We start from the raw sequence: 23,698 nt of genomic DNA on the forward strand, positions 1-23,698 counted from the left end.
CTTGAATCATGCATCATCGGGACGTCCGACCTTGATGATGGAGTTGCCTTGAAGCTTGCCACCTGGAATGTCAATTCACTGAAAGTCCGCCTTCCTCACGTGCTCGACTGGCTGGCGTCCAGCCAAACCGACGTGCTGTGCCTGCAAGAGCTCAAGCTGGAGCAAGAGGCGTTTCCCGAGGCCGAGCTCGCGGCGGCGGGCTATGGCGCGGCCTGGTTCGGCCAGAAAACCTACAATGGCGTGGCAATTTTGACCCGCCTGCCGCTTGCGCCACGCGATGTGGTGCGCGGCATGCCCAACTATCCGGATCCGCAAAGCCGGGTCATTGCCGCCACGGTGGGCGACATACGCGTGATCTGCGCCTATTTCGTCAATGGCGAGGCGATAACGTCGGATAAATACCAATATAAGCTGGCGTGGCTTGCTGCAATGCAGCATTATGTGGCGGGCGAGATGCGGCAGCATGATGGCCGCGTGGTGCTGCTGGGCGATTTCAATATCGCGCCGGCAGACAGCGACGTCTACGATCCGGCCGCTTGGCAAGACAAAGTGTTGTGCTCGCAGCCGGAGCGCGCGGCATTCGAGGGGCTGCTGGCCCTCGGGTTGACCGATGGTTTCCGCCGCTTCCACCCGGATACGGTGGCCTACAGTTGGTGGGATTACCGCGCGGCGATGTTCCGCCGCAATCTTGGCCTGCGCATCGATCACATCCTCTACGGCCACGCGTTGGCCGAGCGCGTGCGCGACGCGGCGATCGATACGACGCCCCGCCGCTGGGAGAGGCCTTCCGACCATACGCCGGTATGGCTCGCGCTGGACGATTCATTTTCGACTTGATTGGACCCCATGACCCGCAATCCACCGCAACTGGACGATGATTTTTATTACCGGGATGTCCCGGATTACATGACCGAGGTTTACGACTGGGCCTACGTCAATCCGCGGCATGCGGCGCTGCTGGACCGCAACGTGGTGGTGCGGGTGTTGTTGTTCGGCAATGATCAGCGCCTGATGCGCGCCTATCTCGACCGCGTGCGGCCCGGCATGCGTGTTTGGCAGGTGGCGCACGTCTATGGCGACCTGGTGACGCGCGTCGCGCGCCGTGTCGGCGTGGCGGGGGTGTTCGATTTGACCGACGTGACGCCGGTGCAGATCGCCCATGCCTCGCGCAAGCTCAGCGGCCTGCCGCAGGCGCGTGTGGTGCAGACCGATGCCGCCACGTTTGAAGGCGAGCGCGACTATGACCTGGTCACCAGCTTCTTCCTGCTGCACGAGGTGCCGGACGCCAAAAAACGCGAGGTAGTGGACAATATGTTGCGCCATGTGCCGCCGATGGGGCGGGCGCTGTTCGTCGATTATCACCGGCCTGCGCCGTGGCAGCCGATCGGCTGGTTGCTGCGCTGGGTGAATCGCTATCTGGAGCCGTTCGCCTACGCGCTGTGGCGGCACGACATCCGCCATTACGCCAGCGACGCCGCGGCATTCGACTGGCACAAGCGCACGGTGTTCGGCGGCGTGTACCAAATCGTGGAAGCGACGCCCAAAGCGCTTGGGTAGCGTGCGTTTGCGAAGCAACGCACGGCCTGCGGGCGTGCGCAAGACGTGCATTGCCTGCGGCGAATGCACACTACAGAGTCGAGTGGGTTATTTTTCCACGAACGCGCGCTCGATCGCGTAGTGGCCGGGTTCGCCCATGCGCGGCGATTCCATGAAGCCCATGCTGTCCAGGATGGCGCAGCTGTCTTGCAGCATGTTCGGACTGCCGCAAATCAGGACGCGGTCGTTGGCCGGGTCGAGCTGCGGCAAGCCGATGTCGGCCGCCAGCTTGCCGCTCTTGATCAGATCGGTCAGCCGTCCCTGATTGCGGTAAGGTTCGCGGGTCACGGTCGGGTAGTAGATCAGCTTGTCGCGCACGACGTCGCCGAAGAATTCGTTGTTGGGCAATTCCCGGACGATGTAGTCCTCGTACGCCAGTTCGCTGACCCAGCGCACGCCGTGTATCAGCACCACCTTCTCGTAGCGGTCGTAGACTTCCGGATCCTTGATGATGCTCATGAACGGCGCGAGGCCGGTGCCGGTCGACAGCAGATACAGATGTTTGCCCGGCAATAGGTTGTCTTGCACCAGCGTGCCCGTCGGCTTGCCGCTGACGATGATGTCGTCGCCGACCTTCAGGTGCTGCAGCCGCGACGTCAACGGGCCGTTTGGCACCTTGATGCTGAAAAACGCCAGGTTTTCTTCCCAGTTGGCGCTGACGATACTGTAGGCGCGGATCAGCGGGCGTCCTTCCACCTCCAGGCCGATCATGACGAACTGACCATTGATGAAGCGTAGCCCCGGGTCGCGCGTCGTGGTGAAGCTGAACAAGGTATCGTTCCAGTGATGAACGCTGAGAACGCGTTCGGAAGTCAAAGTCGCCATATGCCAAATCTGTCTGATATTTAACTGAAATGTTTGCCATTCTACCGTTGAATGGACTGGCGCGATAGAACAGATACGACCTGAACATGCACATTTAGGGCATATGTGCGGCTATGACCATACCTATAGTATGGTTATAAGATGTTGATTGGTCGTCGTTTTTTGTGGCGATGGTTGTGGCCGTGTATCGTTCGATTGCCGGACAGCGCAGGCTGTGCGCCTGCAGCGGAAGCGTGTCATGTCGCATGACAAATGAGAAATTAAAAGGGCGAACCTAGCGGTATCGCCCTCTGGTTGGTGCATCACACAAACTGTCTCATTTATCCTGCATGCCAACCGTGCATGCAATGAGACGCCAACGACGTACGAAAAGACCGACGCTGCGTTGCGCAGCCCAACTACATCCTCACAACCAGACACTCCATCAAGCGCGCCTAAAGGGTTTTGCGCCCGGGCGCCGCGAGCCCATCACGGGCTTAGTAGCGGGGAACCCCGCTTGTTCGATGACGCTTACAACGTCTTGGCTGTTTACGTAATCTGGCCTATCGGCTGCCAAGCGACCTGCATCGTCAGTGATGCTCCAATATGCTACCTTGTGGCGCACAATCTCAACCGAGAAGGAAACGGTCTGCAGCCGAACAACTGCCCCAGATGCATGCATTACCTCCTTGCTATAACCTGATTGCAGTATAGATTCCCTTGTCCTCGCCGCAAGATTTTTATCGCGAATTTTGCACCGCGTCAGGGTGCGCTGCCGCCAACTCGGCCTGGTGCGCATTCGGGTGCAGGTGCTGCTCGAATTGGCGGGCGGCCGCCTGCCAGGAAAAGCCCTCCGCGACCGCACGCACATGCTCGCGGTCAAGCGCCAGCGCTTGCAGGCACGCTTGACGCAGGTCGGTGCCGAGCACGCCGGCGCCGCTGTCGCCCACCACATCCAGCGGGCCCGCCACCGGGTAGGCCGCCACCGGCGTGCCGCACGCCATCGCCTCCAGCAATACCAGGCCAAACGTGTCGGTCAGACTCGGGAAGACGAACACGTCGGCTGCGCGGTAAAAGCGCACGAGTTCAGGCTGGGGAAAGATGCCGGCGAAGTGAACTTCGGGATACTGTTTTTTCAGTTTGGCCAGCAGCGGGCCATCGCCCACCACCCACTTGCTGCCCGGTAGATCCAGACGCAAGAAGGCCTCGATATTTTTTTCCACCGCCACGCGGCCGATGTAGACGAAGCGCGGCGGCTGGCTTTCGTCGAGCCGTTCGCGCGGGCCGGGCGTAAACAGTCCGGTATCGACTCCCCGGCTCCAGAGCACGACATTGCGGAAGCCGCGCGCGCGCAAGTCGTCGACGATCGACTGCGTCGGCGCCATGACCGCGCTCCCGGCGTTATGGAAGCGGCGCATCCAGGCGTAGCTGATTGCCAGCGGCAGCCGGGTGCGCGCCTGGATATATTCCGGGAAACGGGTGTGATAGGCGGTGGTGAATGCCTTGTCATGGCGCCGGCAGAAGCGGCGCGCCGCCAGGCCGAGCGGGCCTTCGGTGGCGATATGGATGGCGTCGGGGTTAAAGGCGGCGATCATGCGCGCCACCTTGCGATAGGGGAACAGCGACAGGCGAATATCCGGGTAGGTGGGGCAGGGCAGCGTGGTGAACGATTGCGGCGTGATCATTTCCACCGTATGGCCGAACCCTTGTAATTCTCGGATCGTCTCCGTCAGCGTGCGAACCACGCCATTGACCTGGGGACGCCAGGCGTCCGTCACGATCAGGATGCGCATATCTTCTCCTGTGCGGGGGCTTGTTCGATTGCGGGTTCAGCATCGGCGACGGCGTCGCCGCTGAGAATATCGGTCCAGTACACCACCGACAGCGTACCGTCGGCCGATTCGACCAGCGCCGACAGGCTCTCCACCCAGTCGCCGCTATTGCCGTAGAGCGTGCCGTCCAGGTCGCGCACCTCCGGCTTGTGAATATGGCCGCAAATCACGCCGTCGTAACCGCGGTGGCGTGCTTCGGCGGCCAGAATCTTCTCGAAGTGGCTGATGAAATTCACTGCGTTCTTCACCTTGTGCTTCAGATACTGCGACAGCGACCAGTAAGGCAGGCCGAGTTTCGCCCGGCACCAGTTGAAGCCGCGATTCAGTTGGAGGATCAGGGTGTAGAGCGAGTCGCCGATATACGCCAGCCACTTGGCGTATTGGATGACGCCGTCGAACTCGTCGCCGTGCGTGATCAGCAGGCGCTTGCCGTCGGCCGTGACGTGTTCGTCCTGCATGCGGATGGCGATGCCGCCGAAGTCGAGTCCGGCGAACTGGCGCGCCATCTCGTCGTGGTTGCCCGGGATATAAACGACGCGCGTGCCTTTGCGCGCCTTGCGCAGTACTTTTTGCACCACGTCGTTGTGGCTCTGTTTCCAATACCACGATTTCTTCAATTGCCAGCCGTCGATGATGTCGCCGACCAGATAGAGCGTGTCGGATTCGGTGTGGCGTAGAAAATCCAGCAGATGGTCGGCCCTGCATCCCGCTGTGCCGAGGTGGACGTCGGAGATCCAGATGGTGCGAAAGCGCCGGTGCGTCAGGTCGATGTCGTCTCGTTGCATGGCAGTCTCCCGGGCGATGGTCTCGCGCCCATCCTGCCTGTGACCGGTGACAGAAAGATGAGTTTTTGATGAAGACAACATGAAACTTAAGCCGTGATTAATCGGGTTTTGTTGCAATTCCTGCTCGAATGGGAGGGCCGGAAAGGGGTAGCATCAAAGCTTGCTGCCCAACCGGTGAGGAGAAATGGCAATGCGCATTCTGGTCGTGGAGGATGACCCCTTGATCGGCGACGGTCTCAAGGCGGGGCTCGCGCAGCTCGGTTTCGCCGTCGATTGGCTGATCTCCGGCAAGGAGGCGTTGCATGCGATGGATGCCGCGCCGTATGACGGGGCCGTGCTCGACTTGGGGTTGCCCGGCTGTGATGGCATGACGGTGTTGGCGGCGTGGCGCCGCCAGGGCCACAGTCTGCCGGTATTGGTGTTGACGGCGCGCGACGCCATCAACGACCGGGTGGCCGGGCTTGATGCCGGCGCCGACGATTATTTGATCAAACCGTTCGCGCTGATCGAGGTGGCCGCGCGGCTCAGGGCGATGCTGCGCCGCAGCCAAGGGCTGAGCAGTCATCTGTTGACGCATGGCGATGTCAGCTTCGACCCCGCTGCGCGTTGCGCCTATTTGTGCGACCGCCCGGTCGAGCTGACCGCGCGGGAATTGGCCATTCTCGAAGTGCTGTTGCTCAACAAGGGCCGGGTGCTGCCGCGCGAGTTGATCGAAGAGAAACTCTACAGCTGGGACCACGATCTGGAGAGCAACGCCATCGAGGTCCACATTCATCACTTGCGCAAAAAGCTGGGCCGGCATTTGATCCGCACGGTGCGCGGCATCGGCTATACCCTGGGGAGCGAAGCGTGAGCCGCGTCAGCTTACAGCGTCGCATCGTCGTGGCGCTGTTGTTGATTGCGCCGATGATGTGGCTGTTGTCGACCGTGGTGGCGCTTTACCAGACTCGCGAGGAGATCAACGAGCTCTACGATGCGCAACTGCAGATGCTGGCGCATCAGTTGATGACCAGCGTGCGCGCCGAAGCGAACGCGCGGCCGCCGATGCGCGGTTATGTCGACGTCGATGGCGACGAGGATGGCGACGCGTTGGCGCAAGCCGTTTGGCGCCGTGACGGCCAACTGATCTGGGCCGACGGTATCGACGCCGATTGGCAGCCGCCGCCTGGAGAGGGCGGTTTTGTTCTTCGCCGCACGCACCATGGCGAGTGGCGCGTTTATGTTCTGCGCGCCACGGATGGCGAACGGGTGGTGGCGGTGGGCCAGCGCGTCAAAGCGCGCAACCGTGCCACGTTGAAAGTGGTGATCAGTCAGTTGTGGGCGTGGCTGTTGCCGTTGCCGCTGCTGTTGTTGGCGCTGGTGCTGGCGGTACGCCGCGGCCTGGCGCCGCTGAGCCGGCTGGCGGGCGAGCTGGCGCGGCGGCGTTCGGACGATCTCAGTCCGGTCGATCATCCGGTGCCGGCCGAGGCGCAGCCACTGATCGCCGCGCTCAATCAATTGTTCTCCCGGGTCGAGCAGAACCTCGAACATGAGCGGCGCTTTACCGCCGATGCCGCGCATGAGCTGCGCTCGCCGCTGGCCGCGCTGCGGGTGCAGGCGGAGGTGGCGCAATTGGCGCGCGAGCCCGAGGTGATGACGCATGCGTTGGATAACCTGACTGTCGGCATCGAACGCGCCACGCGGTTGGTGGATCAGCTTTTGGCCTTATCCCGTCTTGACCCTTTGCAGGGGCTGGCCAACGCGCAACCGATCGACTGGGCGGCATTGGTCGATGGCGTGCGCCGCGAGGTGGCGCCGCTGGCGGCGCGGCGCGGCTGTTCGCTGCAGGTCGTGTGGCACGATCCGGCGAACCAGGTGTTGCCGCTCTCGGGCGATGCCACGTTGTTGTCGCTGATGTTGCGCAATCTCTTGGAAAACGCCTTGCGCTACAGTCCGCCGGGGGCCGCCGTGCAGCTGATATGCGACCGTGGCGGTCTGGCGGTGGAGGACAACGGGCCGGGCATTGACGCCGCCTGGCTTGAGAAGGTGCGGCAACGTTTCGTGCGCGAGCCCGGCCAACGCGAACCCGGCAGCGGGCTGGGGCTCTCGATCGTCGAACGCATCGCCGAGCTGCATGGGTTGCATTTGACGCTGAGCAACCGATCGCCCAACGGCTTGCGCGCGGCGCTGACGCCGCAGGATGCCGCCTGACGCGAAGGACCCTCTGAATAAGTTATTTACCGCTGCGGCACGGTGGGGAATGTTACAGTAGCGCTTCTATGCCGACAGTATTTTCCTCCCTTTCCAGCGAGAGCATCGACCTTGGACGCGCCCAGCAGCGGCTGACCGCCTTGCGCTGGGGCATGCTCGGTTTGTGTCTGTTGCTGCTCGCCGCTGCCGCCGCCGTGCCGGTGCGCCTGGCGTGGTTGCCCATCGGTCAGGCGTTGGCGACCTTGGCGCTGATCAACGCCGTGCTGCCGCAGCTCAAACGGCGCGGCGTTGCGCCGCTGTTGTCGATTCGCATCGGTCTGTTGGCCGACGTGGTGGCGTTAAGCGAAGTGTTGGCGTTCAGCGGCGGCGCCGCCAACCCGCTGGCCTCGCTCTATCTGCCGCCGGTGTTGTTTGCCGCCCTGTTGAGCCCCGGGGTGTTTTCCTGGGGGCTGTCGGCGCTGGCGCTGGCGGTGTATGGCGCGCTGTTCGTCTGGCATCTTCCTTGGCCGGTGGCCGACGCCGATGCCGCCTATGCCTTTCATGCCCACCAGATGGGGATGTGGTTCACTTTCGCCTTGTCGGCGCTGTTGATGACGGGCTTCATATCCTGGCTGGCGCGGCAATTGGCCGACCGTGAACGCGAGTTGGCGGTGGCGCGCGAAAGTCAGCTGCGCGACGAACAACTGGTCGGCATCGGCATGCAGGCGGCCATGGCGGCGCATTCGTTGTCGACGCCCTTAAATACCCTGACGTTGCTGGCCGACGAATGGGCCGAACTGCAGCCTGCGGGGCTGGCGGCGGACGAATTGGCGCTGATGCAAAGTCAGCTGCGGGTCTGCCGCGACGCGCTCGCGCGGTTGAAGTCCAATGCGCAGACCGGGGCCGTGCCGGTGCGACTGTTCAGCGCCATCACCGAACGGCTCGAAGGATGGCGCTCCCTACGTCCGGACGTCACCTTGTCCTGGCAGCCCTACGATTGCCAAGACCCCTGGGTCGTGTTGGATGCGGCCTTCTGGCCGGCCCTGTTCAACCTGATCAACAACGCCGCCGAAGCCGGCGGCGGCCAAGTCGGCATCGGCGCCCATTACCAGGCGGGGACGCTGCGGGTGGACATCGTCAATCGAGAAGGCTGCTTGAGTGACGCCCAACTGCACGCGGCCGGGCTGGGTCAACTGCAGTCGGGCAAGCCGGCCGGCCTGGGCCTGGGCGTGATGCTGTCGCATGCCACGCTGGCGCGGCTGGGCGGCAGCCTGACACTCGACAACCGGCGTGCCGGCGGCGTGCACGCGCGCATCACCCTGCCTTTGAGAGCGTGCCCGCCATGAGATTTCTGTTGATCGACGACGACGATGTGTTTGCCGGCGTGCTGGCCCGGGCGCTGACCCGGCGCGGTTACGTGGCCGATCGGGCTGCAAGCGAGGCTGAAGCGCTGCTGGCCTTGCCGCGCGGGTACGACCGCATCGTGCTCGATCTGAACTTGGGCGGCGACAGCGGGTTGCGGCTGCTGCCTTTGCTGCGCCGGCAAAGCCCTGGCAGCGCGGTACTGGTGCTGACCGGCTACGCCAGCATCGCCACCGCGGTCGAGGCTACCAAGCTCGGCGCGGTGCAATACTTGGCCAAGCCGGCATCGGTCGAGGAAATCCTGCAGGCCTTCCTGCAAGTCGAGCCCGATGCCGCATTGCCTGTCAGCGCCAGGCCGATGTCGGTGCGTCGGCTCACCTGGGAGCATGTGCAGCGCGTCTTGGCCGAACATGACGGCAATATTTCCGCCACGGCGCGCGCATTGAACATGCATCGCCGTACCTTGCAGCGCATGCTGGCCAAAAAACCGGTTAGCGAATAATGCCAATAGCATAAAATTATCGTTGAGCAATCACTCTATTCGTTCTAGGGTTATTTCATGGCGTGCCGGAAAAACGCCACCAACCCGGGGAGAAGGAGAGCGATGCAATACGGACAGATGATGGATCAGCCGCTGCTGATCTCGAGCCTGATCAAGCATGCCGAGCAGTACCATGGCGACACGGAGGTGGTCTCCCGCCTCAGTGACGGCAGCATTCACCGCTATACCTGGGCCGAAGCCGCCCGCCGCGCGCGGCAATTGGCCAACGCGCTCGGCACGTTGGGGCTGAAGCCGGGCGAATGCATCGGCACCATGGCCTGGAATACCTATCGCCATCTGGAAGCGTATTACGCCATTTCCGGTCTCGGCGCGATCTGCCATACGGTCAACCACCGCTTATTCCCCGATCAGGTTCGTTACATCGTCGACCATGCCGAGGACCGCGCGCTGTTGTTCGACGCCGACTTCCTGCCGTTGGTGGAGCGGCTGGCGCCCGAGCTGCCGCATGTGCGGACCTGGATCTTGCTTGGCGCGCGCGCGCAAATGCCGGCGCACAGCCCGCTCGCCAATCTGCTGTGTTACGAGGACCTGGTCGCGAGCCACAGCGACCATTACGCGTGGCCGCAATTCGACGAACGCACGGCGAGCGGGCTGTGCTACACCTCCGGCACCACCGGCCATCCCAAAGGCGTGCTGTACGCGCATCGCTCGACGGTCCTGCACGCCTTGGCGAGCTCCTTGCCGGATGCCTTCGATCTATCCGCCGGCAGCTGTGTGCTGCCGGTGGTGCCGATGTTTCACGTCAACGGCTGGGGACTGCCTTATAGCGCGGCGCTCAATGGCATCAAGCTGGTGTTGCCCGGCAACCGGCTCGACGGCGCCAGCATCCATCAGCTGATCGTCGAGGAAGAGGTCACCATGGCCACGGGCGTGCCGACAGTGTGGCTCAATCTGCTGCAGCATTGCGAAACCAACCGATTGCGCCTGCATGGCCTCAAGCGCGTGGTGGTGGGCGGGTCGGCGGTGCCGGATTCGATGACCGGACACTTGGCCGAGCACGGCGTAGAGTTGCGTCAGTTGTGGGGCATGACCGAAATGTCGCCCTGCGGCACCATGAGCGCGCCCAAGTTCAAGCATCGCCACGGCGGCACCGCCCTGATGCGGCAGCTGCAGGCGACGCAAGGCCGGCCGCTGTTCGGCGTCGAGATGCGCATCGTCGACGGCGCCGGCGAGCCGCTGCCGCATGATGGCGTGGCCTTCGGCAATCTGCAGGTGCGCGGGCCCTGGGTGCTGTCGCGATACTTCAAGCGCGACCTGGACGCCAGCCATACCGATGACGGGTGGTTCAACACCGGCGACGTGGCCAAGCTGGATGCCGACGGCTACATGCGCATCACCGATCGCACCAAGGACGTGATCAAGTCCGGCGGCGAATGGATCAGCTCGATCGAGCTGGAAAACATCCTGATGGGGCATCCGGCCGTGGCCGAAACCGCCGCCGTCGCCGCGCCGCATCCGAAGTGGGACGAGCGGCCGGTGATGGTGGTGGTGCTCAAGCAGGGGACGCAGGCAACGCGGGACGAACTATTGCAATTCTTTCAAGGCAAGGTGGCCAAGTGGTGGATTCCCGACGACGTGCTGTTTGTCGACGAACTGCCGCACACCGCCACCGGCAAGCTGCAAAAGCTGAAGCTGCGCGAGATGCTGCGCGATCACCGCTGGCCGAATGATCAGTAGACCATGTAACGATGAATGGTTGGACATATTTGAGTTTTTGCACTAAATTAATGCTGTTTGCAAATTCATCCACGGCACGCGGCGGCAACGCCACGTGCCGCGTTGAATTCACAATGGCTGAGAAGCTGTTGTGATGTTAGCCCCTCGAAGCATCGCAAGATGCTTCTTCCTCGTGTTGACCCCTGCCGCGAGAGCGGTGGGGGGCCTTTTCTCCTTGCCGCGAAAAAACTAGCCGCATTTTGCTTAAATCAAATTTCTGTGATTTATGTCGTATTAGTAATTGACAGTTAAATGTTATCCTTACGGTTTGAGTCACTATGATGCGGTCGGCGCGTGCGCGCCGTGCGCATCGCCGCACCTTTCCAGAGGACTGACATTTCATGCTGAAATCACTAAGAAGCCGACTTATCGTCTTCAATGCCTTCATGCTGGCCATTTTCGGCCTCGTGCTGGTTTCCATTACCTACGTGCAGATGCGCAGCGAAATCCTGTCCAACGTGGATAAGGAATTCAACGCCTTGCTGTACGGCGAGCAGACGGTGGTCGCCAACTGGATCGACAGCAAGGTCAGTCTGGTATCGGCGCAGGTAACCAACATCAACCGCCCCGACGCGATTCCGTTTTTGGCGCAAACCGCCGCGGGCGGGCACTTCGGCGGCGGCGTGTACGCCGGCTTCGAGGACGGGCGCAAGCCGATCTTCAACGACAACTGGCAGCCTCCGGCCGACTACAAGGCCGCCGACCGGCCGTGGTACTCGCAGACCAAGGCCAATAACCGCATCACGCTGACCGAGCCGTACATCGACTCCGAAACCAAGAAGATGGTGATGACGATCGGCGTGCCGTTCACCACCAATGGCAAGTTTGCCGGCGTCGTCGGCGGCGACGTGTTCGTCGAGGACCTGGTGAAGACGGTCTTGAACGCCAAGATCCGTTCCGGCGGCTATATGTTCATCGTCAACCACAACGGCAATCTGATCGGCCACCCGAAGGCGGCGCTGACCATGAAGCCGCTGACCAGCATCGCCCCGGCGTTGACGCCGGAAGAAGTCGACCGCGTCGCCAAGGTCGACCCGGTGCAGAACGCGACCATCGACGGCACCGACGTGCTGTGGCAGGCCGTGCCGGTGCCGGGCACCGACTGGTACATCTGCGCGGCGATGGATAAGGCGCAAGTGCTGGCGCCGCTGCACACGCTGCTCTACACGATGCTCGGCCTGGGCATCCTGGTGCTGATCCTGATGGTGCCGGTGGCGAGCTACGTGATCGCGCGCATGTTCGGCGGTCTGATGGTGTTGAAGAACGCCATGGTCGAAGTCTCCAAGGGCGAGGGCGACTTGACCCTGCGCCTGGAAGAAACCGGCGCGGCGGAAATCGTCGAAACCGCGCACGCGTTCAACCAATTCGTGGCGCGGCTGCAGAATATGTTCAGCTTGTTGCGCAATGACGCCTCGTCGCTGATCGGCGGCGTGACCCAGGTCGGCCAATTGGTTGGCGGCGTCGCCAGCAGTTCGCGTGAAATGTCCGACGTGTCGTCGTCCAATGCCGCCACGCTGGAAGAGATCACCGTCAGCATCTCGCACATCGCCGAAAGCGCGCATCAGGCGGACCAGCTGGTCAACGAAACCGAACGCCGCCTGGGCGAGAGCGCCGCCAGCATCAGCCGCTTGTCGTCCGGCATGGAGGGCACGGTCAATTCGGTGCGCGGTCTGGAGACCATGCTGACTGCGCTCGATAAGCGCTCGGAAGAGATCAGCGGCATCACCAACGTGATCCGCGACATCGCCGACCAGACCAACCTGCTGGCGTTGAACGCCGCCATCGAAGCGGCGCGCGCCGGCGAGATGGGCCGAGGCTTCGCCGTGGTGGCCGACGAAGTGCGTAAGCTGGCCGAACGCACCGGCGGCGCGACTCAGGAAATCGCCGGTATGGTCGATGCCATCCGTCAGGGAACCAGCCGCGCGGTCAGCGACATGAACCAGACTATCAGCTCGGTGGACGAAGGCGTGCAGTTGACGCGCGACGCGGTCGAGGGCATCGGCGTGATCCGCTCGGCGATGGACAAGGTGGTGGACAAGATGCATGAAATTGCCCACTCGACCAACGAGCAGCACAACGCCTCGACGCTGATCGCGCAGAGCACCGAGAACATCAATAGCCGCATCCTGGAAAACGACGGCCGTTTGCAAAGCGCCAGCGACGAGCTGGGCCGCTTGTCGAACGCCGCCAAGCAAATGCAGGACGCGTTTGGCCGCTTCAAGCTGTAACCGGCCGCGTTGGAACGTAGAAGCCCGCTTGCGCGGGCTTTTTTTGTGCCATCAAGATCGGCGTTGCATCCGACGCGAATGCGCCTCCCACTGCGTAGGGCGCAATCGCCGCGCGACGCGCGGCATTGCGCCAAATACCTCAGGGCGCCAGCCACTTGCCCGGGTTCATCAGGTTGTCCGGGTCGAGCAAGGTCTTGAGCGAGCGCATCAACGACAGCGCCAGCGGGTCTTTATAGGCTTCGAGCCAATGGGTCTTGAGCTGGCCGACGCCGTGCTCGGCCGCCAGCGTGCCGTTCAGGCGGTAGACGATGTCGTAGACGATGCGGTTGACCTCGGCTTCGTCGTCGAACAGATCGACGTTGCCTGGGCGGGTGAACGAAACGTTGTAGTGCAGATTGCCGTCGCCGGCGTGGCCGAAAGCCATGATGCTGCAGCCGGGGAAGGCTGTCCGCAATGCCTGGCCGGCCTCGTCGAGGAAACGCGGGATGGCGCTCGAAGGCACGCCGATATCGTGCTTGATGCTCGGTCCGCGCCGCTTTTGCGTTTCCGACATATCTTCGCGCAATTGCCATAGCGCCAGGCGCTCGCTCTCGCTCTGCGCGATGACGCCGTCCTCCATGTCGCGCGCCGACAGCCATTCGACCAGCGCTTCTTCCAGCGCCGCTTGGCCGTCGCTGTCGGACAGCTCGATCAACAAGGTCCATGGCGCGATGAACGGCACTTTGTCGCCTTGATAGTCGCGCAGCAAGGCCAGGCAGTCGGCCGACATGATTTCGAAGGCGGTCAGGCGGTCGGCGAAACGCTCGCGCAAGGCGCCGAGCCAATCGATGGCGGTGTGCGCATCGGCGACGCCGACCAGCGCGGTGGCGCGCGCGCGCGGCCGGGCGAACAGTTTGAGCGTGGCGGCGGTGATCAGGCCCAGCTGGCCTTCCGAGCCGATGAACAGTTGTTTGAGATCCAGGCCGCTGGTGTCCTTGCGTAGCCCGGACAGTTGATTGAGCACCCGGCCATCGGGCAGCACCACCTCCAAGCCGAGCGTCAGCTCGCGCATGGTGCCGTAGCGCAATACCGCCAGGCCACCGGCGTTGGTCGCCAGGTTGCCGCCGATCTGGCAGCTGCCCTCGCTGGCGAGCGACAATGGAAACAACCGGTCGGCCGACTCGGCGATTTGCTGCGCGCGCGCCAGCGTCACGCCGGCCTCCAGCGTCATGCTGTTGTTGGCTGCGTCGACTTCGATGGTGCGGTCAAGCCGGCGCAGGCCGACCACCAGCGCCCGGCCGCTGCCGTCCGGCGTGGCCGCGCCGCAGGTCGAGGTATTGCCGCCTTGCGGCACCAGCGGTACATGAAACTGACGCGCCAGGCGCACGAGTTCGGCCACTTCGGCGCGCGTGCCGGGCAGCGCCACCGCCAGCGGCTGGCCCAGATAGCGCTGGCGCAGATCCACGCAAAACGGCTCGATGTCGAGAGGGGCTTGCAGCACGTGGCGCGCGCCGATGAGGTTGCTCAACGTGGACAGAAATTCGGTGGACATCGCGCACTCCTCACTGACGGGTGAAACGGGAGACCGCCCAGGCGGTGACGAACGCCAGCGGCACCGAGCACAGCGCGGGGTTGGCCAGCGGGAACAGCGGGTGGGCAAATCCGAGCACCGCGACCCATACCGCCGGGCCGGCCACGATCAAGGCCGTGGCGCCCAACAGGCCGGCCAGACCGCCGGCGACCGCGCCGCGGGCGGTAAGACCCGGCCAGAATAGCGTCAACAGCAGCACCGGGAACGGGCCGCTGGCGGCCATGCCGAAGGCAAGCCCCATCATGATGGCGATATTCTGGTTCTGAAACCAGGTGGAGAGCCCTACCGCCAGCAGAACCAGCACGATCACCGACCAGCGCGAGGCGGCCAGTTCGCCGGCCTCGCTGGTTTGTCCTCGGCGCAACAAGCCGGCGTACAGGTCGTGGCTGAGGCTGCTGGCCCCGGCCACGGTCAGTCCGGCGATCACGGCCATGATGGTGGCGAACACCACGGCGGCGACGATGTCCTGCAACGCCGTGCCGCCGATGGCGCGCGCCAGATGCAGCGCCGCCATGTTGTCCCCGCCGATCAACTTGCCGTGGACGTCGAGAAAAGCTGGCGCGTGGCTGACGAAGACGATGGCGCCGATACCGATGACGACGTTCAGCGTGAAGAACAGGGCGACGATGCCGGTGGCCCAGCAGGCCGAGGCGCGCGCAGCACGCGCGTCCGGCACGGTGAAAAAGCGCATCAGCACGTGCGGCAGCCCCAGCAGACCGAGCACCAGCCCCAGGCCGAGCGACAGCACTTCCCACGGGTTATGCATCGCCTTGCTTGGCAGCCATACCCCGTGGCCGGCCGGATGCAGCGCTTCCGCGTGGGCGATCAGCGCGGGCAGGCTCGCGCCGCTCTTCAGCCACACGCCGGCCGCCAGCACCAAGCCGCAGATCAGCATCAGGCAGGCTTTGGCGATCTGCACCCAGGTGGTGGCCAGCATGCCGCCCAACGCGACGTACACGATGGCGAGCAGCCCCGCCAGCAGCACGGCGGGCAGATAAGGCAAGCCGAACAATAGGCCAAGGAGCTTGCCGGCGCCGATCAACTGCACCACCAGATAGAATAGAACGATCAGCAGTGAACTGATGGTTGACAGCGCGCGTACCGAGGACGTATCGAAGCGGCTGGTCAGGATGTCGCCCAAGGTGAAACGGCCGCGCTCGCGCAGCTTCTCGGCGAACAGCAGCAACAACAGCGGCCAGCCGGCCAGCGTGCCGACAGCGTAGATCAGCGAATCGTAGCCTTGGCGCATAAAGAGCCCCGCCGCGCCGAGAAAGGCGGCGGCGGACAGGTAATCGCCCGCTAGCGCAAGCCCGTTCTGCCAGGCGCTGATGCGCCCCGAGGCGGCGTAGAAGTCGGCGCGCGAGCGCGTGCGCCGCGCCGCCCACAGCGTCAGCGCCAGACTGAACGCCAAGAGTGTCAGAACCGCGCATTGCGCCAGATTCATGGCCGCCCCTCGCGCCGACTGGCCTGACGGACGTAAAGCAGCGTGACGATAAAGCCAAGCCAGATCAGACCAAGCGCCAGCGGCAACGACAGGGGCAGCGGGCCGCAGGGCAGGTCGAGCCAGGCAGGGAAAAACGCCACTACGCCATAGTAGGCGGCGATCGGCAGCAACAGCAGGACAAGCAACCACTTCATGCGTTTATTTTTGCCAATAGGTTTTGACGTTGACGAATTCGTATAGGCCGAATTCAGATAATTCGCGGCCGTAGCCCGAATCCTTGACCCCGCCGAACGGCAGCCGCAGATCGGAGCTGGTATGGCGGTTGATGAACACGCTGCCGGCCTGAATCTGGCGCGCCAATGTCCAGGCGCGCTCGGTATCGGCGCTGTAGATCGTGGCGCCGAGGCCGAACGGGGTATCGTTGGCGAGCCGGATCGCGTCCTGCTCGTCGCGGGCGCGCAGGATGCTGGCCACGGGACCGAACACTTCCTCGCGATAGACGCGGCAGCGCGGGCTGACGTGGTCCAGCACCGTGGCCGGATAGAAGAAACCGGGGCCTGCCGGCAGCGTACCGCCCAAGCGCAGCGTCGCGCCATTGGCCACGGCGTCCTGCACCTGATGGTGTAATGCCGCGCGCAGATCGTCGCGCGTCAGCGGCGAGAGCGTAGTGGCCGGGTCGGTCGGCGCGCCGGGACGCAGGGCCGCGGCTTCGGCCACGAACAGCTCGATGAAACGCTCTGCGATCTCCGGCACCACAATCATGCGCTTGGCCGCGTTGCACGATTGGCCGGCGTCGCGAAAGCGCGAATGCGCGGCTTCGCGCGCCGCGGCGTCGACGTCGGCGTCGGCCAGGACGATGAACGGATTGCTGCCGCCTAATTCTAGCACGGTCTTTTTCAGGTGCCGGCCGGCCAGCTCGGCCAGATGGCGGCCGGTGGCGGTCGAACCGGTGAAAGCCATGGCGTCTGACAGGCGGATGGCCTCTTCCACCTGGTCATGATCGATCCAGGCGATATCCAGCACGTCGAGTCCTGCCTGGCGTACGCAATCGAGCAGCAACTGCGTGCATTGCGGCACCACCGGCGCCGGTTTCACCAGACAGGCATTGCCGGCCATCAGCGCCGGCACGGCGAAACGCAGCACCTGCCAGATCGGATAATTCCACGGCATGATGGCGAGCACGGTGCCGAGCGGCTCGAACGCCACACCGCTGCGGCTGCCATGGGTCGGAATCGCCAGCGGCTGCAGCAGGCTGGGGGCCAGGCTCGCGTAATAGCGGATCAATTTTTCCGATTTGTCGATTTCCGCCAGGCATTCGGCGGTGCGCTTGCCGACTTCCAGCGTCACCAGATCGGCCAAGGACCGGCGGTGCGCCATCAGCGTGTCGGCGAGCCGCATCATGCGCGCTGCGCGGGCTTCGGTGTCGAGTCGCGCCCAGTCTTGACGCGCATGGCGCAAGCGGTCGACGCAGGCCGGCAGGTGTTCCGGCGTCCAAGCGGCGCGGGTGAAGACGACTTCGCCGCTGGCGGGATTGCAGGACGTAAATGCTGTCATAGCCTATGTGGCTTTGTTAGTTGGGAGCAATAGTCCACTTTAACAAAAAGCCCCGCTGCCGGACAGCAGCGAGGCGTCGTGAATGGACGGGACGGTGACGTGGCTACAAGACCGGCTTGCTCTCCAGGTCAGGCGGCATGACGCCGGTCAGCAGGTAGTCGATGGTTTCGCGCACGCTGCGCATCGCCGATCCGAACGGCAACGGCTCGGCGCCGCGGAAGAATAGCCCCTTGCTGACTTCGCCACGGAAGGCCGCGGCCAACTTCAGGTCGATGCAGAACTGGCCCACTTTGGACAAGCCGTCGCGCAAGCCACACACGCTCAAGCAGTTGAGCCCCTGGGTGCAGCGGCGCGGATCGGCTTTGGCATTGGCCTGCAGCTTGGCTTCGCGGCTCAGGTAGCTCTTGAGGAACGGTGTGAGCACGCCGCGCGCCGGCAGGCCGGCCACGCTCATGAACTCGGTGATGTCTTCCGGCCGCGCTTCGGCCAGGGTGCGCTTGAAGTTGTCGTGCGCGTCGCCTTCGCGCGTCACGGCAAAGGCGGTGCCGACTTGCACGGCCGCGGCGCCGAGTTCGGAAATGAACGTGCACACTTTTTCAAAGCTGTTGACGCCGCCGGCGACGATCAACGGAATACGTTCGCGCTCCAGTCCCAGCGTGCGGAAGAGTTCGAAGGTCTCTTCCAGTACACGGCGGAATTCGAAACGCTCCTCGCCCAGGTTTTGGATGTGCGCCGCGCCCAGGTGTCCGCCCGCATGATTGGGGTGCTCAATGACGATGGCGTCGGGCAGCCGGTTCTTTTTCATCCAGCGCTTGAGTACGATGCCGATGCCGCGCGACTCGGACAGGATCGGGATCAACGCCACATCGGGATGCTCGGCCGCCATTTCCGGCAGATCGAGCGGCAGGCCCGCGCCCATGACCACGGCGTGCGCGCCCGATTCGCAGGCTTGACGCACGTAGGCGGCGTGCGAATCGACCGCCTTCATCACGTTCACGGCGACCATGCCATTGCCGTCGGCACGTTCCAGTGCGCCTTTGACCTCGCGATCCAGGGCGATCAGGTTCAATTGATCCAGTTCGGCTTGGCCGTGGGCTTGTGCCGAGCGAGCCATCAAATCTTCATGCAGATGCCGCAGGTCGACACTCGCGACCGTGCCGACACCGCCTTCGTGCGCCACGCTACCGGCGAGGCTTTTGGCGGAGATGCCGACCCCCATGCCGCCTTGCACGATGGGCAACAAGGAGCGGCCGCGGATGACCAGCGGGGAGAATGCATGTTTCATGGGATCAAACCCTGCGTCGAGCAAAAACACTAAGTCTACAGCAAAAAGCGCCACACTCGAAGTTTCGGACTCACTAGATTGATGAATCTCAAGGAAAAGTCGCGTTCACGCCGCAACGGCCCGGCAGGATGGGCGTCTGTTGGGCGCTGAGAGATTCGCAGACATAAAGGCTTGATTATAACGTTTTTTTCGTCGGAATGCCGGCAGAAACGTGCTGGCACAAAGGACAGATGATCAGAATTTTTCCTCCCTTTTAGAGTTCGGTTTTTCCGTTAAATCTGAAATGGGGATAAGAAAATGGTGAAAGATCTGTCTGTACTGGCCAGTAAAGAGGGTTACCGTCTGGAGCAGGTGCGCGGCGGGCGGAAAGAAACAGCGCTGTTGCGCTTCCGTCACCGGATTTTTCGCGAGGAGCTGCGGTGGGTGCCGGTGTCGGTCGACGGCTTGGACCGGGACGAATACGACGGTTTTTCCGAGAATTTGGGGGTCTTCGTCAATCAGCGCGTCGTCGGCTCGGTGCGGATGACGCCCGGGCATCAGCGTTTCATGATCGAAAAGGAGTTTTCCGCACTGTTGCCGGCAGGGTGGTCTTTGCGCAAGGGCGCGGATTGCGCGGAGGTGACGCGTTTTGCCGTCGAGGCCGATCAGCGTGGCCGGCGGCTCGAGCCGGCGGCCATGCTGCTGTACCACTGTTTATACCGCTGGGCTGAACTCAACCATGTGCGCTGGATGTATTTCGTGGTCGAACCGCCGTTCTACCGCCGGCTGGCACGGATGGGGTTTCCGATTTTTCCGATCGGCGAAGCCAAACCGCTAGACGGCGGCGTGGTGTCCCAAGCCGCCTACTTCGACTGGCGCCATGCCAAGCCGGAATTTATCCGTTGGCTGCGACAGGCGGTCGAATACCCTGTTGCAATCCAAGCACAATCGCATGCGTCCGGTTATTGGCATTGAGCTTGCGGATGATATTGGCAACATGAAATTTCACCGTACGCTCGCTGATATCCAGGATCGTGGCGATTTCCCAGTTGGTCTTCCCTCGGCTCATCCAGTGGAAGATGTCGTACTCGCGATTGGAAAGCAGCATGGCGTTGGCCGACATCGGCGCCAGGTTGGTGACGCGCGTCATCGCCTGGTGCAGGTGGGGCACCAGGCAATTGAGCATTTCCACCAACTGGGTGTCGCGCGTGATTTCATCGCCGGTGACGGAGATCACGCAGGCCATGTTCTGGCGCGTGGAAGCCGAGCTGAACGTGACGCCGGTGCCGAGCCCCACCGAGGCGGCTTCGGCGATGAATCGCTTGGCCAGCGGACTGCGGGCGACGGAAAACGAATCCTGCCAGAAAATCGGTGCGGACCCCATCGGGTGATGCAAGATGGGGTCGCAATTGGCGAGATTGTCTTGCATGTAATGGTCGAGCCAGCCGAGCGGGTAGCTGACGTCGATCAGCTTTTCGACTTTCTGCATGTGCTGCTGCGCGTTCAGCCGTCCGAGCGCCAGCACCATGTGCTCGGACGGTATCTGATGTTGCATCAGATCGAGAAAGTGTTTCAGGCTCTGCTCATCCTCGATGTGGCCGAGAGCATGGATCCACTCCAGGAGCATCCATAGCCTGTCAGCCGGCAGATCCCCGGGTAACGGTCTTGTATTGAGTGTGTGTACAGATGTCATGAGTGGTGATAAGCGCTGATAAAGGGTTGAGTACAAAAATCATAGCAGAGGCCTACAGCCTGCGCTGTGACAATCTGTCTTCCCATGCGTATTTTCTCCCGGCTTTTAGATCAGTTAAACCCGTGATTAACACGAGTGCCGAAATGCGCCTGCTGGCAGGTGGTGCAGGTGCGCGCGCGGCCTGAAAGCGTCAGGCTTCGCGGCGGTGGGCCATGGCCGCCCGGGGAGGGCGTCGCTGCCGTGCAAGCCCCTTGACTGACGGTGTTTTCTTGGCATGCCTTGGGCGCTATTGTTTCACAGCTGAGAGCCGCGCAGATCCACCTGTTAGGTAAGAAAATACGTATTTTTACTGTTAATTTTTACTTTAATAACTACAAATATTGGTGTAACCTTTTTTAAGAAAATCCATTTAATTATGCCTCTCGCAATTTCGTTGTCATCGAGTTGCCGCGGGCTCAATCCATCGCTGAGTTATGGACACGCTGAAAGCCTTGATGGTCTTCATGACCACTGCCGAGAACGGCAGTTTTTCAGACGCGGCACGCAAGTTGGGTGTGTCGCCGGCTGCGATTAGCCAAAGCATCGCCCGCCTGGAACAGGAACTGGAAGTCCGCCTGTTCAACCGTACGACACGCCAATTGACCCTGACCGAGGACGGGCGCCGGTTCTACGCGCAATGCCGCGGCCCGGTCAACAACCTCGATTCGGCCATCAACCAACTCAAAGCCAGCCGTGACGAGCCTGCCGGTCACCTGCGGGTGAGCATGCCCAATTCGTTTGGCCGTCGCTTCATTCTGCCGCTGATGGAAGAGTTCTGCGATCTGTATCCCAAGATCAAGGTCTTTTTCGGTCTGGATGATCACTTCAGCGATTTGGTGGAGGATGGCTACGACGTCGGCGTGCGCACCGGCATGATGCCGGATTCGCGCATGGTGGCGCGCAATTTGGCGCAGATGCCGCTCTATGTCGTGGCGTCGCCGACGTATTGGCAGCGTTTCGGCCGGCCGGAGAAGCCGGAGGATTTGGCCAACCACGATTGCATCAACTTCCAGTTTCCGACCTCTGGCCGGTTGTTCAAATGGGAGTTCGACCGTGACGGCGAGCGCATCCCGCTGGAAGTGACCGGTACCTATACGCTCAATGAAATGGAAGCGGTGTGCGAATTGGCACGGCTCGGCATGGGCGTGGCGCAACTGCCGGGGCATGAAGTGGTGCATTACATCCGCACCGGCGAGCTGGAAGCCGTGTTGACCGACATGGTCTCGCTCGAGCGCTCGATTTACATTTGCTTCCCGCACCGCGATCACATCGCGCCGCGGACCCGGGTGTTCGTCGACTTCATCGTCGAAAAGCTGTCGGACCATCCCGATATCATTGCCGATTTACCGGGGGTGGACCTCACCGCCAAGCGTTCCGCGCTGCGGCAACAGGCCGGCGTCTAAGCGTCGTTTCCCGAAAACCCGGCATAGCGATATGCCGGGTTTTTCTTTGCCTGCAATCTGTCTGATTTTGGCCTCATTGCGTGTCGGCTTGATACGTCGCGCTAGCCAAGTCGCCGCCGATTTGTTAAGAATATTAAACGCCATATGAATATTTTAATCGGCAAGATCAGCCGAAAGGGGAGACTATGAGCGAGCAACAATATCCCGCTTCCTATTACGCCGCGTCGGCCAATGGCGCCGTGGCACGGCCGGTGCTGGAAGGCGCCCATCAATGCGACGTCTGTATCATCGGCGCCGGGTACACCGGATTGTCGGCGGCGCTGGCGCTGGCGGAGGCCGGGTTATCGGTGATCGTGCTGGAATCGGCGCGGGTCGGTTTCGGCGCCTCGGGGCGAAACGGCGGGCAGATCGTCAACAGCTACAGCCGCGATCTGGATGTGATCGAGCGCCGCTATGGCCACGACAAAGCGACCGCGATGGGCGCGCTGGCATTCGAGGGCGGCCGCATCATTCGCGAGCGTGTCGCCAAGTACGGTATCGCCTGCGACCTGAAACCCGGCAATATTTTCGCGGCGATGACGTCCAAGCAGCTGGACGAGCTGGCGGAGAAGAAAGCGCTGTGGGAACGCTATGGGCATACCGGCCTGACGCTGATCGATGCCGGCGCGCTGCCGCAATACATCGGCAGCGAGCGCTATGTCGGCGCATTACTGGACCAGTGGGGCGGGCACATTCATCCGTTGAATCTAGCACTGGGCGAGGCCGCCGCATTCGAGACGCTCGGCGGCCGTCTCTTCGAACAGTCCGCCGTGACCCGCATCGAACAAGGCGTGCCGGCCGTGGTCCATACCGCGGGCGGGCAAGTGCGGGCCGAGTTCGTGGTGGTGGCGGGCAATGCCTATCTTGGCAATCTGGTGCCAATGCTGGCGGAGCGAAGCCTGCCCTGCGGCACGCAAATCCTCGCCACCGAACCGTTGCCCGAGGCCGTGGCGCGGCAGCTGCTGCCCGGCGACCACTGTGTGGAGGATTGCAATTACATGCTGGACTATTACCGGCTGAGCGCGGACCGGCGCTTGCTTTATGGCGGCGGCACGGTCTACGGCGCGCGCGATAGCGCCGTCATCGAGGCGCAAATCCGCGCCAACCTGAAGAAGACCTTTCCGCAATTGGCCAACGTGCGCGTCGATTACACCTGGACCGGCAACTTCCTGCTGACGCTGTCGCGTTTGCCGCAAGCCGGCCGTATCGGCCGCAACATCTACTATTCGCAAGGATGCAGCGGCCACGGCGTCACCTATACGCACTTGGCTGGGGTGATGCTGGCCGAAGCCATCCGTGGCGAGAGCCGGCGGCTGGACGTCTTTGCCGGGCTGCCGCATCACAATTTCCCCGGCGGGCGAGTCTTCCGGGTCCCGATGCTGACGATGGGCGCGTGGTATTACGGCTTGCGCGACCGGCTGGGAATGTGAAGGTAGGGAGTGGGGAGTCGAATGTAGCGTGCGTTCGCGCAGCAACGCACGTTTCAACGCACGGTGACACCGGGTTCGGGGAGCGTTCGCTCCCCGCCTCCAGGTTAGGGTGTTAATCGGCGGTCAACACCAAGCATCCCGCCACCTCGCGCAGGCGCGCGGCGTTTTTCAGGTATAACCACGACGACTGGGCATCGACCGGCATCGA

Annotated in this window: 20 protein-coding genes; 11 read left to right on the forward strand and 9 right to left on the reverse strand. The window is 62.7% G+C overall.

Going from position 1 to position 23,698, the window contains the following annotated elements; translation table 11 throughout:
* Positions 1-48: 48 nt before the first annotated feature.
* Entirely contained in the window at positions 49-837 is a 789-nt protein-coding gene (gene xth, locus JOZ06_RS02030) for an exodeoxyribonuclease III (protein WP_293228156.1), read from the forward strand.
* 9 nt (positions 838-846) lie between these two features.
* Positions 847-1,557, forward strand: a complete 711-nt coding sequence (rquA, locus tag JOZ06_RS02035) for a rhodoquinone biosynthesis methyltransferase RquA (RefSeq protein WP_293228158.1) — start codon at positions 847-849, stop codon at positions 1,555-1,557.
* A gap of 87 nt (positions 1,558-1,644) precedes the next feature.
* Here the strand turns inward: rquA and JOZ06_RS02040 are convergent, their stop codons facing one another.
* The 3 genes from JOZ06_RS02040 to JOZ06_RS02050 all read right to left on the reverse strand — a co-directional run bounded on the left by JOZ06_RS02040 (position 1,645) and on the right by JOZ06_RS02050 (position 5,017).
* Complete coding sequence (locus tag JOZ06_RS02040; protein WP_293228160.1) at positions 1,645-2,421, reverse strand: ferredoxin--NADP reductase; 777 nt, start codon at positions 2,419-2,421, stop codon at positions 1,645-1,647.
* Positions 2,422-3,140: 719 nt separating this feature from the next.
* On the reverse strand, positions 3,141-4,193 hold the full coding sequence (locus tag JOZ06_RS02045) for a glycosyltransferase family 1 protein (protein ID WP_293228162.1): 1,053 nt from the start codon (positions 4,191-4,193) through the stop codon (positions 3,141-3,143).
* On the reverse strand, positions 4,181-5,017 hold the full coding sequence (locus tag JOZ06_RS02050; protein ID WP_293228164.1) for a UDP-2,3-diacylglucosamine diphosphatase: 837 nt from the start codon (positions 5,015-5,017) through the stop codon (positions 4,181-4,183). The genes JOZ06_RS02045 and JOZ06_RS02050 overlap by 13 nt, the downstream gene beginning before the upstream one ends.
* A gap of 190 nt (positions 5,018-5,207) precedes the next feature.
* Here JOZ06_RS02050 and JOZ06_RS02055 point away from each other — a divergent pair, with 190 nt between their 5' ends.
* The 6 genes from JOZ06_RS02055 to JOZ06_RS02080 all read left to right on the forward strand — a co-directional run bounded on the left by JOZ06_RS02055 (position 5,208) and on the right by JOZ06_RS02080 (position 13,054).
* Positions 5,208-5,870, forward strand: coding sequence for a response regulator (locus JOZ06_RS02055; RefSeq protein WP_293228165.1), 663 nt, complete (start codon positions 5,208-5,210; stop codon positions 5,868-5,870).
* On the forward strand, positions 5,867-7,207 hold the full coding sequence (locus JOZ06_RS02060) for an ATP-binding protein (RefSeq protein WP_293228167.1): 1,341 nt from the start codon (positions 5,867-5,869) through the stop codon (positions 7,205-7,207). Before JOZ06_RS02055 ends, JOZ06_RS02060 begins: the two co-directional genes overlap by 4 nt.
* 68 nt (positions 7,208-7,275) lie before the next feature.
* The gene (locus tag JOZ06_RS02065; protein ID WP_293228169.1) at positions 7,276-8,532 is read left to right on the forward strand and encodes an ATP-binding protein; all 1,257 of its coding nucleotides are present in this window, start codon (positions 7,276-7,278) and stop codon (positions 8,530-8,532) included.
* Complete coding sequence (locus tag JOZ06_RS02070) at positions 8,529-9,050, forward strand: response regulator (RefSeq protein ID WP_293228171.1); 522 nt, start codon at positions 8,529-8,531, stop codon at positions 9,048-9,050. The genes JOZ06_RS02065 and JOZ06_RS02070 overlap by 4 nt, the downstream gene beginning before the upstream one ends.
* 102 nt (positions 9,051-9,152) lie before the next feature.
* Positions 9,153-10,787 (forward strand): 3-(methylthio)propionyl-CoA ligase, encoded by a 1,635-nt coding sequence (locus tag JOZ06_RS02075; protein ID WP_293228172.1) that lies wholly within the window; start codon positions 9,153-9,155, stop codon positions 10,785-10,787.
* Positions 10,788-11,167: 380 nt separating this feature from the next.
* Positions 11,168-13,054 carry a methyl-accepting chemotaxis protein gene (locus JOZ06_RS02080; protein ID WP_293228173.1) on the forward strand — a complete coding sequence of 629 codons (1,887 nt, stop codon included), beginning with the start codon at positions 11,168-11,170 and terminating at the stop codon, positions 13,052-13,054.
* 139 nt (positions 13,055-13,193) lie between these two features.
* Here JOZ06_RS02080 and JOZ06_RS02085 read toward each other — a convergent pair whose 3' ends face one another.
* From JOZ06_RS02085 to JOZ06_RS02105, 5 genes are all read right to left on the reverse strand, one after another.
* Positions 13,194-14,585, reverse strand: a complete 1,392-nt coding sequence (locus JOZ06_RS02085; RefSeq protein ID WP_293228174.1) for an FAD-binding oxidoreductase — start codon at positions 14,583-14,585, stop codon at positions 13,194-13,196.
* A gap of 10 nt (positions 14,586-14,595) precedes the next feature.
* On the reverse strand, positions 14,596-16,068 hold the full coding sequence (locus JOZ06_RS02090; protein ID WP_293228176.1) for a sodium/solute symporter: 1,473 nt from the start codon (positions 16,066-16,068) through the stop codon (positions 14,596-14,598).
* Entirely contained in the window at positions 16,065-16,262 is a 198-nt protein-coding gene (locus tag JOZ06_RS02095; RefSeq protein WP_293228178.1) for a DUF485 domain-containing protein, read from the reverse strand. The genes JOZ06_RS02090 and JOZ06_RS02095 overlap by 4 nt, the downstream gene beginning before the upstream one ends.
* A 4-nt stretch (positions 16,263-16,266) precedes the next feature.
* On the reverse strand, positions 16,267-17,622 hold the full coding sequence (locus JOZ06_RS02100; RefSeq protein ID WP_293228180.1) for an aldehyde dehydrogenase family protein: 1,356 nt from the start codon (positions 17,620-17,622) through the stop codon (positions 16,267-16,269).
* 103 nt (positions 17,623-17,725) lie between these two features.
* Positions 17,726-18,907 (reverse strand): nitronate monooxygenase family protein, encoded by a 1,182-nt coding sequence (locus JOZ06_RS02105; protein ID WP_293228181.1) that lies wholly within the window; start codon positions 18,905-18,907, stop codon positions 17,726-17,728.
* Positions 18,908-19,204: 297 nt separating this feature from the next.
* Here JOZ06_RS02105 and JOZ06_RS02110 point away from each other — a divergent pair, with 297 nt between their 5' ends.
* Positions 19,205-19,861 carry an acyl-homoserine-lactone synthase gene (locus JOZ06_RS02110; RefSeq protein ID WP_293228182.1) on the forward strand — a complete coding sequence of 219 codons (657 nt, stop codon included), beginning with the start codon at positions 19,205-19,207 and terminating at the stop codon, positions 19,859-19,861.
* Here the strand turns inward: JOZ06_RS02110 and JOZ06_RS02115 are convergent.
* Positions 19,782-20,513 (reverse strand): LuxR family transcriptional regulator, encoded by a 732-nt coding sequence (locus tag JOZ06_RS02115; RefSeq protein WP_293228183.1) that lies wholly within the window; start codon positions 20,511-20,513, stop codon positions 19,782-19,784. The two genes, JOZ06_RS02110 and JOZ06_RS02115, sit on opposite strands and share 80 nt — an antisense overlap.
* 539 nt (positions 20,514-21,052) lie before the next feature.
* On the opposite strand from JOZ06_RS02115, the gene JOZ06_RS02120 reads away from it, so the two are divergent.
* Together JOZ06_RS02120 and JOZ06_RS02125 are read left to right on the forward strand one after the other, a co-directional pair.
* Positions 21,053-22,021 carry a LysR family transcriptional regulator gene (locus JOZ06_RS02120; protein ID WP_293228185.1) on the forward strand — a complete coding sequence of 323 codons (969 nt, stop codon included), beginning with the start codon at positions 21,053-21,055 and terminating at the stop codon, positions 22,019-22,021.
* A 185-nt stretch (positions 22,022-22,206) separates the two neighbouring features.
* The gene (locus JOZ06_RS02125; RefSeq protein WP_293228186.1) at positions 22,207-23,490 is read left to right on the forward strand and encodes an FAD-binding oxidoreductase; all 1,284 of its coding nucleotides are present in this window, start codon (positions 22,207-22,209) and stop codon (positions 23,488-23,490) included.
* The last annotated feature ends 208 nt before the right edge of the window (positions 23,491-23,698 follow it).

The sequence above is a fragment of the Paludibacterium sp. genome (assembly GCF_019232825.1).
In the GTDB taxonomy this organism is placed as follows: domain Bacteria; phylum Pseudomonadota; class Gammaproteobacteria; order Burkholderiales; family Chromobacteriaceae; genus Paludibacterium.